13 protein-coding genes are annotated in these 13,573 nt (G+C 73.3%); 10 read left to right on the plus strand and 3 right to left on the minus strand.

The annotated features are described in order from the left end of the window. Positions 1 to 333: 333 nt before the first annotated feature. The 9 genes from IM725_RS18000 to IM725_RS18040 all read left to right on the plus strand — a co-directional run bounded on the left by IM725_RS18000 (position 334) and on the right by IM725_RS18040 (position 10,733). Positions 334 to 1,185, plus strand: a complete 852-nt coding sequence (locus IM725_RS18000) for an SDR family NAD(P)-dependent oxidoreductase (protein ID WP_193782020.1) — start codon at positions 334 to 336, stop codon at positions 1,183 to 1,185. A gap of 2 nt (positions 1,186 to 1,187) precedes the next feature. Then, complete coding sequence (locus tag IM725_RS20740; protein WP_193782021.1) at positions 1,188 to 3,566, plus strand: alpha/beta hydrolase fold domain-containing protein; 2,379 nt, start codon at positions 1,188 to 1,190, stop codon at positions 3,564 to 3,566. A gap of 42 nt (positions 3,567 to 3,608) precedes the next feature. Next, entirely contained in the window at positions 3,609 to 4,523 is a 915-nt protein-coding gene (gene ltnD, locus IM725_RS18010) for an L-threonate dehydrogenase (RefSeq protein WP_193782022.1), read from the plus strand. Then, positions 4,520 to 5,824, plus strand: coding sequence for a 3-oxo-tetronate kinase (gene otnK / locus IM725_RS18015; protein ID WP_193782023.1), 1,305 nt, complete (start codon positions 4,520 to 4,522; stop codon positions 5,822 to 5,824). Before ltnD ends, otnK begins: the two co-directional genes overlap by 4 nt. Further along, positions 5,821 to 6,477 (plus strand): 3-oxo-tetronate 4-phosphate decarboxylase, encoded by a 657-nt coding sequence (otnC, locus tag IM725_RS18020; RefSeq protein WP_193782024.1) that lies wholly within the window; start codon positions 5,821 to 5,823, stop codon positions 6,475 to 6,477. Before otnK ends, otnC begins: the two co-directional genes overlap by 4 nt. Before the next feature lie 12 nt (positions 6,478 to 6,489). Further along, positions 6,490 to 7,293 carry a 2-oxo-tetronate isomerase gene (gene otnI / locus IM725_RS18025; RefSeq protein WP_193782025.1) on the plus strand — a complete coding sequence of 268 codons (804 nt, stop codon included), beginning with the start codon at positions 6,490 to 6,492 and terminating at the stop codon, positions 7,291 to 7,293. Positions 7,294 to 7,499: 206 nt separating this feature from the next. Beyond that, complete coding sequence (locus IM725_RS18030; protein ID WP_193782026.1) at positions 7,500 to 8,744, plus strand: efflux RND transporter periplasmic adaptor subunit; 1,245 nt, start codon at positions 7,500 to 7,502, stop codon at positions 8,742 to 8,744. Between the two features lie 13 nt (positions 8,745 to 8,757). Then, positions 8,758 to 10,032: an ABC transporter permease gene (locus tag IM725_RS18035; protein ID WP_193782027.1), complete on the plus strand. Its 1,275-nt coding sequence runs from the start codon at positions 8,758 to 8,760 to the stop codon at positions 10,030 to 10,032. Next, complete coding sequence (locus IM725_RS18040) at positions 10,029 to 10,733, plus strand: ABC transporter ATP-binding protein (protein ID WP_193782028.1); 705 nt, start codon at positions 10,029 to 10,031, stop codon at positions 10,731 to 10,733. Before IM725_RS18035 ends, IM725_RS18040 begins: the two co-directional genes overlap by 4 nt. A gap of 190 nt (positions 10,734 to 10,923) precedes the next feature. Here IM725_RS18040 and pal read toward each other — a convergent pair whose 3' ends face one another. Next, positions 10,924 to 11,457, minus strand: coding sequence for a peptidoglycan-associated lipoprotein Pal (pal, locus tag IM725_RS18045; RefSeq protein WP_193782029.1), 534 nt, complete (start codon positions 11,455 to 11,457; stop codon positions 10,924 to 10,926). Positions 11,458 to 11,606: 149 nt separating this feature from the next. On the opposite strand from pal, the gene IM725_RS18050 reads away from it, so the two are divergent. After that, entirely contained in the window at positions 11,607 to 12,119 is a 513-nt protein-coding gene (locus IM725_RS18050; protein ID WP_193782030.1) for a MarR family winged helix-turn-helix transcriptional regulator, read from the plus strand. A gap of 21 nt (positions 12,120 to 12,140) precedes the next feature. On the opposite strand, the gene IM725_RS18055 is transcribed toward IM725_RS18050, so the two are convergent. Together IM725_RS18055 and IM725_RS18060 are read right to left on the minus strand one after the other, a co-directional pair. Beyond that, positions 12,141 to 12,389, minus strand: a complete 249-nt coding sequence (locus tag IM725_RS18055; protein ID WP_193782031.1) for a DUF3297 family protein — start codon at positions 12,387 to 12,389, stop codon at positions 12,141 to 12,143. 4 nt (positions 12,390 to 12,393) lie between these two features. Beyond that, positions 12,394 to 13,573: pyridoxal-phosphate-dependent aminotransferase family protein (locus IM725_RS18060; protein WP_193782032.1), on the minus strand; the 1,180-nt coding region annotated here is incomplete at its 5' end.

A 13,573-nucleotide genomic window follows, 5' to 3' on the forward strand; every position in this document is an offset into this window, starting at 1 on the left:
GCCTTCCACCAGCGCAAGGTCGTCTGGAACGAACCCCTGGATTCCGGGAACGGGCTTTGCCATCGACCGCGCGCCTGTCCAGCCCCCGCCGACGGCGTTCCGTCGCGCGGGAAAGGCCTTTGGTGGCCCTGCAGGGTGCATTGGTGGATCGGCCGCTTCCGGCCGTCCCCCGCGGCCTAGCATGGCCCCGTTCTCCCGTTCCAGCGAACATCCCACCCGGGTGCTACGGCGCCCGTTCAGAGCGCCACCCGGCGCTCTTTTTTTTGCCGAGACACCCAGGCGACACCCCGGCGCGGGCGGTGGTGAACAATCCGGCAACTTCGGGGGACGAGCATGGCAGCACGCAATTCCTGGCTTCGCGGCGGCGTGGCCCTGGTGACGGGGGCCGCGAGCGGCATAGGCGCCGCGCTGGCGCAATCGCTGGCCCGGCGCGGCATGGACCTGGCCCTGGCCGACCGCAATGCAGACGGCCTCGCGGCGACCGCGCAGGCGGTTTCCGGCGTCGGCGTGCGCAGCAGCGTGCACCGGATCGACCTGGCCGACCGGGCCGCGATCGCGGCCCTGCCGGCGCAGGTGCTGGACAGCCACGGCCGGCTGAACGTGCTCGTCAACAACGCCGGGGTGGCCGTGGGCGGCAGCTTCCTGCAGGTCGACGAGAGCGACTTCGACCGCCTGATGGCCGTCAACTTCGAGGCCGTGGTCCGCCTGACGCGGGCCTTCCTTCCTGTGCTGCAGAAGGAGCCCGCCGCGCAGCTGGTGAACATCTCCAGCATCTTCGGCATCGTGGCGCCGCCCGGGCAGACGGCCTACTGCGCGAGCAAGTTCGCGGTGCGGGGCTTCTCCGAATCGCTGCGGCACGAACTCGCAGTGGCGGGCTCGCCGGTGGGGGTCACCGTGGTCCACCCGGGGGGCGTGCGCACCGCCATCGCCGAGAACGCGACGCCGCCGCGCGACGTCACGCCCGAGCTGCTCGCCCGGCAAAAGCAGGTCTGGGAGCGGATGCTGAAGATGCCCGCCGCCGAGGCGGGCGAGATCGTCGCCCGGGGCATCGAGCAGCGTGCGCTGCGCGTGCTGGTGGGCGACGATGCGCGCCAGGCCGCCTTCCTGCAGCGCCTGTTCCCGGTCGGCTACTGGCGCTTCATGGCCGCAGAGATCCGCCGGCGCACCGGTGGGGTGGGGGTCTGACCATGGCAAGCTGGCAAGCACGGATCGCCTCGGGCCTGGTGCGCGTGCGGGTGCGCCGCGCGCTGGGCGATCTCAGCGACGTGGCCCGCATTCGCCGGGCCTTCTCGCGGCCGCTGCCAGCGCCGCGCGGCGCGCGCTTCACGCCCGGCGAGGTCGGCGGCGTGCCGGGCGAATGGGTGGAGGCGGTGTCGGGCAGCGCGCGCGGCACGCTGCTCTACCTGCACGGCGGCGGGTTCGTGGCCTGCTCGCCGCGCTCGCACCGCTCGGTCACCGCGTCGCTCGCGCTGCGCGGTTTCCGCGTGTTCGTGCCGGACTACCGGCTCGCGCCCGAGCATCCCTTCCCCGCCGGGCTGGACGACTGCCTCGCCGCCTGGCGCGGCCTGGTGGCGCTGCAGCCCGAAGGCCTGGCGCCGCCGGCGGTGGCGGGCGACAGCGCGGGCGGCAACCTCGCCCTGGCGCTGATGCTGGCCCTGCGCGACGCGGGCGAGCCCCTGCCGGCCGCCGCGGGCCTGTTCTCGCCCTGCACCGACATGACGGGCGGCAGCCCCTCCATCCTGGACAACGCGAAGCGCGATGCCATGTTCCCCGGCGAGGGCCTGCAGCATTTCGCCAGCGCCTACCTGGGTGATGGCGACCGGGCCCATCCACTGGTCTCGCCCCTGCTGGCCGACCTCACCGGCCTGCCGCCGCTGCTGGTCCACGTGGGCGAAAGCGAGGCGCTGCGTGACGACAGCGTGCGCTTCGCCCGCAAGGCCGCCGATGCTGGCGTGGAAGTCTCGCTGCGCGTCTGGCCCGTGGTGCCGCACGTCTGGCAGCTGCTGTGGGCCCTGCCCGAGGCCCGCGCTTCGCTGGACGTGGCGGCCTCGTTCATGCTGGCCGCCCAGGCGCGCTGGCGGGCGGCCCGGCCCGCGCCGGCCGGTGCGCCGCCGGAAGAACTGGACGTGCTCATCGTCGGCGCCGGCCTGTCCGGCATCGGCGCGGCGGTGCACCTGCAGCAGGCCTTCCCGCGGCGGCGCTACGCCCTCCTGGAAGCGCGCCAGGCGATCGGTGGCACCTGGGACCTGTTCCGCTACCCGGGCGTGCGCTCCGACTCGGACATGTACACCCTGGGCTACGTGTTCAAGCCCTGGCGCGACGCCAAGGCCATCGCCGACGGCCCGGCCATCCGCGCCTACGTGCGCGAGACGGCGGCCGAGCACGGCGTGCTGCCGCACATCCGCTACGCCCAGCGCGTGGTGGCCGCGCACTGGTCCAGCCCGCTGGCGCGCTGGGACGTCGAAGTCGCCCACGGCGACGGCTCGCGCTCGCGCCTGGCCTGCCGCTTCCTCTGGATGTGCAGCGGCTATTACAGCTACGCCCAGGGCTACAAGCCCGCCTTCCCGGGCGAGTCTGCCTTCGGCGGCACGCTGGTGCACCCGCAGTTCTGGCCGCAGGGCCTGGACCATGCCGGCAAGCGCGTGGTGGTGATCGGCAGCGGTGCCACGGCGGTGACCCTGGTGCCCGAGATGGCGAAGACCGCCGCCCACGTGGTGATGCTGCAGCGCTCGCCCACCTACGTGGTGACGCGTCCCGCCGAGGACCCGGTCGCCGAATGGCTCAAGCGCCACCTGCCGGCCATGCTGGCCTACCGCCTGGTGCGCCTGAAGAACGTGGGCCTGGGCATGTTCTTCTTCCGCCTGGCCCGGCGCTGGCCCGAGGCCATGCAGCGGCGGCTGATCGGCTTCGCCCGCATGCAGCTGCCACCCGAGTTCGACCCGCGCCACTTCACGCCGCGCTACAAGCCCTGGGACCAGCGCATCTGCCTGGTGCCGGACGGCGACCTGTTCCGCGCCATCCGCAGCGGCAGCGCGGAGGTCGTGACCGACGAGATCGACACCTTCACGCCGCAGGGCATCCGCCTGAAGTCGGGGCGCGAGCTGGCGGCCGACATCGTGGTCAGTGCCACCGGCCTGCAGCTCAACGTGCTGGGCGACCTGCAGATCAGTGTCGACGGTGCGCCGGTGGACCTGTCACAGTGCCTGGTCTACAAGGGCATGATGTACAGCGGCGTGCCCAACCTGGTGTCCACCTTCGGCTACACCAACGCCTCCTGGACGCTGAAGGCGGACCTCACCGCCAACTACGCCTGCCGCCTGCTGCGCCACCTGGACCGCCAGGGCCAAGCCTACGCGGTGCCGCGCGCGGCGCCCGGGGTGGCACAGCAGCCCTTCCTGGACTTCAGCTCCGGCTACGTGGTGCGCGCCCTGGACCGGCTGCCCAAGCAGGGCGACCGCAAGCCCTGGCGGCTCTACCAGAACTACCTGCTGGACCTGCTCACCTTGCGCTACTCGCGCCTGGACGACGGCGTGCTGCAGTTCGGCGGGCCGGCCCCGAAGGGGTAAGCCCCGCATGACCCGGCGGCCCGCCGGCGCTAGCATGGGGGCATGAGCACGAATTCGACAGCCGCGCCGCAGGGGCGCATCGGTGTGGTGGGCCTGGGCGCGATGGGCCGGGGCATGGCGGGCTCCCTGCGCCGCGCCGGCTACGAGGTCCATGTCTGCGACGTGCGTGCCGAGGCCGCCCAGGCCTTCGCCGCCGAGGGCGGCGTGGCCTGCGCCACCCCCGCCGAGCTGGCCGCGCGCTGCGAGGTGGTGGTCAGCGTGGTGGTCAACGCCGCCCAGACCGAGGCCGTGCTCTTCGGCGAGGGCGGCGCCGCCGCCGCCATGCAGCCGGGCAGCCTGTTCGTGATGTGCTCCACCGTGGACCCCAACGTCTCCATCGCGCTGGAGGCGCGGCTGGAGGCGATGGGCCTGCTCTACCTGGATGCGCCCATTTCCGGCGGGGCCGCCCGAGCCGCCGCCGGGCAGATGACCATGATGACCGCGGGCCGGCCCCAGGCCTACGCCAAGGCCGGCGGGTCGCTGGAGGCCATGGCCGCGCAGGTCTACCGCCTGGGCGACCGGGCCGGCAACGGCAGCAAGGTGAAGATCATCAACCAGCTGCTGGCCGGCGTGCACATCGCCGCCGCGGCCGAGGCCATGGCCCTGGGCCTGCGCGAGGGCGTGGACGCGGCGGCGCTGTACGAGGTGATCACCCACAGCGCGGGCAACAGCTGGATGTTCGAGAACCGCATGGCGCACGTGCTGGCGGCCGACTACACGCCGCTGTCCGCCGTGGACATCTTCGTGAAGGACCTGGGGCTGGTGCTGGACACCGCGCGCGCGAGCAAGTTTCCGCTGCCGCTGGCCTCCACCGCGCACCAGATGTTCATGCAGGCGTCCACCGCCGGCTTCGGCCGCGAGGACGACGCCGCCGTGATCAAGATCTTCCCCGGCATCACGCTGCCGCAGCGGCCATGAGCGGGCTGCTGCTCGGCTGCATCGCCGACGACTTCACCGGCGCCACCGACCTGGCCAACAACCTGGTGCGCGCGGGCATGCGCACGGTGCAGGTCAACGGCGTGCCGGCGGGCGAGGCCCCGACAGGGGTGGACGCCATCGTGGTCGCGCTGAAGTCGCGCACCATACGCCCCGCCGACGCCGTCGCGCAGTCCCTCGCGGCGCTGCGCTGGCTGCAGGCCCAGGGCGTGGAGCAGGTCTACTTCAAGTACTGCTCGACCTTCGATTCCACGCCGGCGGGCAACATCGGCCCCGTTGCCGATGCCCTGCTGGACGCGCTGCACGGCCCGGGCCAGGGCTTCAGCATCGCCTGCCCGGCCTTCCCGGAGAACCAGCGCACGGTCTTCAAGGGCCACCTCTTCGTCGGCGACCTGCTGCTGTCCGACAGCGGCATGCGCCACCACCCGCTCACGCCCATGACCGACGCCAACCTGGTGCGCGTGCTGCAGGCGCAGGCGCGTCGCAAGGTCGGGCTGGTGGCCCAGGACGTGGTGCAGCGGGGACCGGCCGCGATCCGCGAGCGCTTCGCGGCGCTGCAGGCTGAGGGCGTGGGCCTCGCGGTGGTGGACGCGATCAGCAACGAGGACCTGATGCGCATCGGCGAGGCCCTGGCCGGCATGCCCCTGGTGACGGCCGGCTCCGGCATCGCGATCGGCCTGCCGCAGAACTGGCGCGCACGCGGGCTGCTGCCCGAAGGCCGTCGCGCCGATGCGTTGCCGGCGGCCGGCGGCGCGCAGGCGGTGCTCTCGGGCAGCTGCTCGACGGCCACCCATGCGCAGGTGGCCGACTGGCGGGCCCGCGGCCTGCCGGTCTTCACCATCGACCCGCTGGCGCTCGCGCACGGCGAGCGCGTGGTCGAGGCGGTGCTCGAATGGGCGACCCCGCTGCTGGCGCGGGGCCCCGTGCTGGTGAGCGCCACGGCCGAGCCTGCGGTGGTCAAGGCCGTGCAGGCCGAACTGGGCGCCGAGCGCGCGGGCACGCTGGTCGAGGAGGCGCTGTCGGGCATCGCCCGCGGCCTGGTGCGCGCCGGCGTGCGACAGCTGGTGGTGGCCGGGGGAGAGACCTCCGGCGCGGTGGTGCAGGCCCTGGGCGTCACGCGCATGGCCATCGGCCCGCAGATCGATCCGGGCGTGCCCTGGACGGGGGTGGAGTCGCCCTTGTGCCCGGGCGAGCTGCTCCACCTGGCGCTCAAGTCCGGCAACTTCGGCAGCACCGACTTCTTCAGCAAGGCGCTGCGCCTGCTGGCCGGGGCCGGCGCATGAGCGGCGCGGTGCGCGATGCCATCTGCCGCGCGGGCGCCTCGCTGCATGCGCGTGGCTACGCCCATGCCACGGCCGGGAACATCAGCGCGCGGCTTGCGGATGGCAGCTTCCTCATCACGCCCACCGACGCCTGCCTGGGCACGCTGGACGCGCTGCAGCTCTCGCACGTGGACGCGGACGGCACGCTGCTGGGCGGGGCGCGCGCCTCCAAGACGCTGGCCCTGCACCGGGCGATCTACGCCGCCGAACCCGAGGCGCGCTGCATCGTCCACACCCACGCGACGCACCTGGTGGCGCTCAGCCTGGCGGGCGTCTGGCACGCCGACGACATCCTGCCGCCGCTCACGCCCTACTACGTGATGAAGGTGGGCCACCTGCCGCTGGTGCCCTACCACCGGCCCGGCGACCCCGCCGTGGCGGGCGAGGTCCGCGACCGCATCCTGCGCTTCCGCGCGCGTGGCACGCCCCTGCGCGGGGTGATGCTGGACCGGTTGGGCCCCGTGGTCTGGCATGAGAGCGCCGAGGCCGCGAGCGCGGTGCTCGAGGAACTGGAGGAGACCGCGCGCCTCTGGCTGCTCGGCCAGCGCCAGGCCACGCCTCTGTCGCCGGCGCAGATCGATGAATTGCGGGTCGCCTTCGGCGCCCGCTGGTAAGGACACGACACCATGCCCCGTTTCGCCGCCAACCTCAGCATGCTCTACAACGAGCATGCCTTCCTCGACCGCTTCGCCGCCGCGGCGGCGGATGGCTTCCGCGCCGTCGAGTACCTGTTTCCCTACGAGTTCGAAGCCGCCGAGCTGGCGCGCCGGCTGCAGGCCCACGGGCTGGAGCAGGTGTTGTTCAACGCGCCCCCGGGCGACTGGGCAGCGGGCGAGCGCGGCCTGGCCTGCCTGCCCGGGCGCGAGCGCGAATTCCGCCAGGGCATCGAACAGGCGCTGGCCTACGCCGAGGTGCTGCGCTGCCCGCGCATCCATGTCATGGCCGGGCTCGCGCCCGCGGGCGTGGAGCGCAGCCGCCTGCAGGCCACCTACGAGGACAACCTGGCCTGGGCGGCCGGACAGGCCGCCGCCGCCGGCCGCGACCTGCTCATCGAGCCGATCAACCCCCGCGACATACCCGGCTTCTTCCTCAACCGGCAGGACGAGGCGCACCGCGTCGTGCAGGCCGTGGGCGCGCCCAACCTCAAGGTGCAGATGGACCTCTACCACTGCCAGGTCGTCGAGGGCGACCTGGCCATGAAGATCCGCCAGTACCTGCCCACCGGCCGGGTGGGCCATTTCCAGATCGCCGGCGTGCCCCAGCGGCACGAGCCGGACCTGGGCGAGTTGAATTACCCCTACCTCTTCGGCGTCATCGACGAGGTGGCCGCGGCCTGCGGCTGGACGGGCTGGGTGGGTTGCGAATACCGTCCGGCGCGCGGGGCGGTGCCGGACGGCACCCGCGCCGGGCTGGGCTGGCTGCCGCGCTGAGGGCGAGGCGGGCGACACCGGCTCGCGCGTGGCGGGCGTGCGCCCCGCGCGGGGCCCACGCCCTGCGGCCCGTTGTCCCGGTGCGCGGGCAAGCTCGACGTTCCGGGCCGGGCGTCCATGAGTGGGGCCTCAACCGTGGAGCCCCAACACCCGCCGGCTTGACGTGAATCAAGCGGCGCGCCCCCTGCGCGGCGCATCCTCGGCCCATGGAAACAAGCAGGGCCTGGCTGGCGACGCTGCGCCGGCACGGCGTCGCGCTGTCCGCCGTCGTGGCCGTGGTGGTGGCGGCCGCGGTCTGGGGCCCCGGCCTGCTGCTGGGTCCCGAAGTCCCGGTGCGCCGGGTGGAGCGGCGCGACTTCGTGCAGACCGTGGTCGCGACCGGGCGCGTCGCGACGCCGCACCGCACCAGCGTGGGGGTCCAGCTCACGGGCACCGTGCTGCGCGTGGCGGTGGAGGAGGGCCAGGCGGTGCGCGCGGGCGACCTGCTCTTCGAACTCGAATCGTCCGAGATGCAGGCCGCGCAGTCGCAGGCCGTGCTGGCGGTGCGGCAGGCCCAGGCCCGGCTGCGGCAGGTGCGCGAGTTGCAGGCACCCGTGGCCGAGCAGGCCCTGCGGCAGGCGCAGGCCAACCTGGACATGGCGCGCGGCACCCTGCAGCGCAACCGCGACCTGTTCGAGAAGAAGTTCATCGGCCAGGCGGCGCTGGACGACGCCGTGCGGGCCGAGCAGGTGGCCCAGGCCCAGGCGCGCACCGCGCAGGAGCAGCTGGCCAGCGCCCGGCCGGGCGGCAGCGACCTGGCCGCCGCGCAGGCGGCGCTGGCGCAGGCCGAGGCCGCGGCGCAGGCCGCCCAGGCCCGGCTGGCCTACACCCGGGTGCGGGCGCCAGTCGATGGCACGCTCATTGCCCGCAACGTGGAGCCGGGTGATCTCGTGCAGCCGGGCAAGGCCCTCATGGTGCTGTCGCCCGCCGGCGTGACCGAGCTCGTGGTGCTGATCGACGAGAAGAACCTGCACCTGCTGCGGCTGGGCCAGGACGCCCTGGCCTCGGCCGATGCCTATCCCGCGGAGCGCTTCCCGGCCGTGGTCTCGACCATCGATCCGGCCGTGGACCCGCAGCGTGGCTCGGTGGAGGTCAAGCTGCGCGTGCCGCGCCCGCCATCCGCCCTGCGCCAGGACATGACGGTCTCCGTCGACATCGAGGTGGCGCGCCGGCCGCAGGCCCTGCTGGTGGCCGCCGACGGGGTGCGCGACCCTGACAGCGCCCAGCCCTGGGCGCTGCGGGTCGAGGACGGCCACGCCCGGCGCCGCCCGCTGCGCATCGGCCTGCGCAGCGGCGGCTGGTGCGAGGTGCTGGAAGGCCTGGCGGCGGGCGATGCCGTGATCCCGGCCGCCAATGGCGGCGCGGTCGCCGTGCGCGAGGGCATGCGCGTGCGTGTCCAGGGCGCGCGCTGAGGCGGGGCAGGCCATGGCCACGGGCGCGAGCCAGCCAGCCAGCACGGCCGCACCGGTCGGTGGCTTTCCGCCCTGGCTGCCCTTCGAGTGGATCGTGGCCGTGCGCTTCCTGCGCGAGGGCCGCATGCAGACCCTGTTCATCCTGGTCGGCGTGGCCGTGGGGGTGGCGGTGATCGTGTTCATGTCGGCGCTGCTGAGCGGCATGCAGGCCAACTTCGTGCGGCGCGTGCTGACCGGGCAGCCCCACATCCAGCTGGTGCCCGCGCGGGAGGCGGCGCGCAGCCTGCGCGGGGGCGCCGGCGAGCGCGAGGGCGCCATCGTGCAGTCGCCGCTGCAGAGGCAGAAGGGCATCGACCAATGGCAGGCGGTCGCGGCGCAGCTGCGGCGCCTGCCCGAGGTCATGGACGTGGCGGTCGCCGTCAGCGGCTCGGCCCTGGCCGTGCGCGGCGACGCGAGCCGTGCCATCAGCCTGACCGGCATGGAGCCCGAGGACTACTACCGCATCATCCCCATGCAGGACAAGATCGTGGCCGGCAGCGCCGCGCTCTCGGCCACGGACATCCTGATCGGCACCGAGCTCGCGTCCGACCTGGGCGTGGGGGTGGGCGACAAGCTTCGGCTGACGGCGGCCAACGCGGACAACACGCTCACCATCGCCGGCCTGTTCGACCTCGGCAGCAAGGGCGCCAACCAGCGCAACGCCTTCATCCGGCTGCGCACCGCGCAGAGCCTGCTGGGGCTGCCCGGCGGCGTCAGCGTGATCAACGTGACGGTGCGCGACGTCTGGGCGGCCGAACAGGTGGCGCAGCGCATCGCGGCCGAGACCGGCGTCGAGTCCGACAGCTGGATCAAGACCAACGAGCAGTTCTTCAGCGCCGTGAGCGCGCAGACCACGGCGAACACCGCGATCCGCTTCTTCGTCGCGCTGTCGGTGGCGCTGGGCATCGCCAGCGTGCTGGTGGTGTCCGTGGTACAGAAGTCGCGCGAGATCGGCATCCTGCGCGCGATGGGCATCTCGCGCGGCCAGATCCTGCGCGTCTTCCTCCTGCAGGGCGGGCTGCTGGCCCTGGGCGGCTCGATCGCGGGCACCGCGATGGGCGCGCTGTCGCTGGTGCTGTGGCAGCGCCTGGCGCGCAACCCCGACGGCACGCCCCTGTTCGTGCTGACCCTGGAGCCGGGGCTGGCGGCCGCGAGCCTGGTCATCGCGACCCTTACCGGCCTGCTGGCCGCCTTCGCGCCGGCCCTGCGCGCGGCGCGGCTGGACCCTGCCGTGGCGATACGCGGATGACCGCCTTCGAATTCCAGCCGGGCGTGCCCGTGGTCGCCATGCGCGGGGTCCGCAAGTCCTTCAACGTCGGCGAGCCCAACGAGACCGAGGTGCTGCACGGCATCGACCTCAGCCTGCAGCGCGGCGAGTTCTATGCGCTGATGGGGCCCTCGGGCTCGGGCAAGAGCACCTTGCTCAACATCGTCGGCCTGCTGGACCGCCCCAGCGCCGGCCAGCTCGCCATCTGCGGCGAGGAGACCACGCGCCTGGACGACCGTTCGCTGACCCGGCTGCGCGGCCACGCGATCGGCTTCGTCTTCCAGTACCACCACCTGATCGGCGCCTTCAGCGCGGTGGAGAACGTGATGATGCCCATGCTGGCGGCCGGCCATCTCCCGCGCGAGGAGATGGCGCGCCGCGCCGCGGGGCTGATCGAGCAGGTGGGGCTGGCGCCCTGGCGCGACCAGCCGGCGGGGCGGCTTTCCGGTGGCCAGCAGCAGCGCGTGGCGGTGGCGCGTGCCCTGGCCATGGACCCGGCCCTGCTGCTCGCCGACGAGCCCACCGGCAACCTGGACAGCAAGAGCGCCGACCTGGTGTTCGGCCTCTTGCGCGACGCCAGCCGCGAGCGCGGCACCACGGTGCTCTTCGTCACCCACAACCCGGCCCTGGCGGCGCGCTGCGACCGCACGCTGCAGGTGGTCGACGGCAGCATGGCCGCCTAGGCGTCGCGCCTGGCCCAGGGCCCACAAAAAAAGACGCCCCGGCCGTGAGGCCGGGGCGTTCGGAGATACCCGTACAAACAAAGACTCTCGTTGCCGGCGCGGCGCATGGACGCTGCCCCGACCTGGTAAATGTATTCCTACAAATGCAAGATCGGCATCGGGGAATGCACCAGCGCCGCCGCGGGAACTTTCAGCGCGCCGGGTAGGCCACGTCGGCGCGGCGGTTCTCGGCCCAGGCCGCTTCGTCGTGGCCCTGGGCCTTGGGCTTCTCCTTGCCCCAGCTCACGGCTTCCATCTGGGAATCGCGCGCGCCGTAGACCTTGAGCGCCTTCTCCAGGGCCTCGGCGCGGCGCTGGCCCAGGGCCAGGTTGTATTCCGAGCTGCCACGCTCGTCGGTGTTGCCTTCGACGCGCACCGAGACCTCCGGGTGGGCCGCGAGGAATCGGCCCTGGAGTTCGACCACGGGCCGGTCCTTGGCCGCGATGCTGCTGTCGTCGAAGCCGAAATAGACGCTGCGCTTGCTGGACACCGGGTTGGCCGGGTCCAGCCAGGCCGGCAGGGCGGCCTTGGCCGCGGCGGGCGCCGGGGTCGCCGGTGCAGGCGCGGCCTTGGCCGGCGCCGGGGCGGCGGCGACGGGGGCCGTTTCGACCTTGGGGGTGCTGCTGCAGCCCCACAGCGTGGCGGCGCAGGCGAGGGCGAGGGTGGTGGAGAGGGAGATCTTCATGGGACAGCCTTCAGGACGGTTTTGTGTTGCTGAGCCTCAACTCTAGCAAAAGGATTCGCGCAAATGTAAGGAAGGGCCATCCGGTGTTCCGGATGGGCTGGCGGATCGCCGCCCTATACTCGACGCAAAGACAGCCTGGAGGGGACGCAATGGCGGGAGGCCGCAGCAGCAAGGTGAAGACGCAGCCTGAAGTGGTGGAGCCCGCGGCGCGCGTGCTCCGCCGTTTCCGCGTGGTGTTCAACGCCATGCGGGGCCACTTCCGCGAGGTCGAGAAGAAGGCCGGGCTGGCCGGCGCCCAGGTCTGGGCGCTGAGCGTGGTCCGTGACCGCCCCGGCATCGGCGTGGGCGGCCTCGCGCGCGAAATGGACATCCACCAGTCCACGGCCAGCAACCTGCTGCGCTCGCTGCTGGCCGGTGGCTTGGTGGCGGCGGACCGCGAGGGCGCGGACCGCCGGGCCGTGCAGCTGCACATCTCCGCCAAGGGGCTGAAGGTGCTGGACAAGGTGCCGGGCCCCTTCGAGGGCGTGCTGCCCAATGCCCTGCGCCAGCTCGACGCCCGCACCCTGGCCAGCCTGGACCGCCAGCTGGGCAAGCTCATCGACCACATCGGCGGCGACCCGGACGCGGCCACGGTGCCGCTGGGCCAGCGCGACCCGGGCTGAAGCGCCGGGCCGCGGCCCGCCTCAGCGGTAGAAAGGCTCGACGCTGCCCTTGAGCTTGAGCATCAGCGGGTTGCCCTTGCGGTCCAGGGTCTTGCCGGCCGGCACCTTCACCCAGCCTTCGCTGATGCAGTATTCCTCGACGTCGTGGCGTTCCTTGCCGTTGAAACGGATGCCCACGTCGTGCTCGAAGATTGCGGCGACGTGGTGCGGGCTGCGCGGATCGGCCGACAGGTGGTCGGGCAGCGGGGGGCGTTGGGAAGTCTCGCTCATGGGGTCAGGATTGTGAGGCATGGCCGGGCGCGGCCGCGGCGGCGAGGTGGCGCACCGCGCGGTCCACGCCAGGGCCCACCGGCAGGCCGCAGGCGTGCAGCGCGGCTTCCACGCCCGCCAGCGCGCCCAGGATCATGGCCGGGTTGCAGTCGCCCAGGTGGCCGATGCGGAAGGCACGGCCGGTCTGCGCGCCCAGGCCGCCGGCCATGGCCACCTGGAAGCGCTCGCGCGCCACATCGCGCAGGCCGTCGATGTCGGTGCCCGGCGGCACCCGCACGGTGGTGACGGACATGCATCGGCTCGCGGGCTCCACCGCGAAGAAGTCCAGTGCGCCGGCCTCGCGCCAGCCGGCCACGGCCGCATGCACCGCGCCGGCGACCAGCGCATGCCGCGCCCAGACCGCCTCCAGGCCTTCCGCGAACAACAGGCCCAGCGCCGCCTCCAGGCCCATCAGAAGGTTCTGCGGCGGCGTGCCGCAGAACTTCATGTAGGAAAGATCGGCGCGCCGCCGCACCCAGTCCCAGTAGTGGCGCGGCCCGGTGTTGGCCCGCGCCGCCTCGAAGGCGCGCTCGTTGACGGCCATGAAGGCGAGCCCGGGCGGGCACATCAGGCCCTTCTGCGAGGCGCCCACGGCGACGTCCACGCCCAGGTCATCCATGTGGAAGGGGGTGGCGCCCAGCGAGGCCACCACGTCGGACACCAGCAGGGCCGGGTGGTCCGCGGCGGCGATGGCGCCGCGCACCGCCTGCACCGGGCTGGTGATGCTGCTGGCGGTGTCCGTGTGCACCGCGAACACCGCGCGTATGCGGCGCTCGCGGTCCTGCCGCAGCGCCTCTTCCACGGCCCCGGCGTCCAGGGCGTAGCCCTCGCGCCAGGGCGTGCGCACCACGCGCCGGCCCAGGGCCTCGGCCTGCACGGCCCAGGATTCGCTGAAATGGCCGGTGCCGCACACCAGGGCGGTCGCGCCCGGGGGCAGCAGGTTCTCGATCACCGCCTCCCAGCCGCCGTGCCCGTTGGCGGCGTACATGAAGATGTCGCCCCGGGTGTGCAGCAGGCGCCGCAGCCCCTGCTCGCAGGCGGCGATGGTGGCGTCCACCCGCGGGTCGCCCAGGTCCATGGGCTGGCCGCTCATGGCGTGCAGCACGTCGTCGGGGATGGGCGTGGGGCCGGGGGAATGCAGGAAG

It is taken from the genome of Ramlibacter aquaticus (genome assembly GCF_015159745.1).
Classification (GTDB): Bacteria; Pseudomonadota; Gammaproteobacteria; order Burkholderiales; family Burkholderiaceae_C; genus Ramlibacter; species Ramlibacter aquaticus.

Bases quoted from the DNA above. Each gene is read 5' to 3' on its own strand.
- ltnD (WP_193782022.1), top strand. From the start codon at position 3,609: ATGAGCACGAATTCGACAGCCGCGCCGCAGGGGCGCATCGGTGTGGTG.
- IM725_RS18050 (WP_193782030.1), top strand. From the start codon at position 11,607: ATGGCGGGAGGCCGCAGCAGCAAGGTGAAGACGCAGCCTGAAGTGGTG.
- pal (WP_193782029.1), bottom strand. From the start codon at position 11,457: ATGAAGATCTCCCTCTCCACCACCCTCGCCCTCGCCTGCGCCGCCACG.
- otnI (WP_193782025.1), top strand. From the start codon at position 6,490: ATGCCCCGTTTCGCCGCCAACCTCAGCATGCTCTACAACGAGCATGCC.
- IM725_RS18030 (WP_193782026.1), top strand. From the start codon at position 7,500: ATGGAAACAAGCAGGGCCTGGCTGGCGACGCTGCGCCGGCACGGCGTC.
- IM725_RS18000 (WP_193782020.1), top strand. From the start codon at position 334: ATGGCAGCACGCAATTCCTGGCTTCGCGGCGGCGTGGCCCTGGTGACG.
- IM725_RS18040 (WP_193782028.1), top strand. From the start codon at position 10,029: ATGACCGCCTTCGAATTCCAGCCGGGCGTGCCCGTGGTCGCCATGCGC.
- IM725_RS18055 (WP_193782031.1), bottom strand. From the start codon at position 12,389: ATGAGCGAGACTTCCCAACGCCCCCCGCTGCCCGACCACCTGTCGGCC.
- otnC (WP_193782024.1), top strand. From the start codon at position 5,821: ATGAGCGGCGCGGTGCGCGATGCCATCTGCCGCGCGGGCGCCTCGCTG.
- otnK (WP_193782023.1), top strand. From the start codon at position 4,520: ATGAGCGGGCTGCTGCTCGGCTGCATCGCCGACGACTTCACCGGCGCC.
- IM725_RS20740 (WP_193782021.1), top strand. From the start codon at position 1,188: ATGGCAAGCTGGCAAGCACGGATCGCCTCGGGCCTGGTGCGCGTGCGG.
- IM725_RS18035 (WP_193782027.1), top strand. From the start codon at position 8,758: ATGGCCACGGGCGCGAGCCAGCCAGCCAGCACGGCCGCACCGGTCGGT.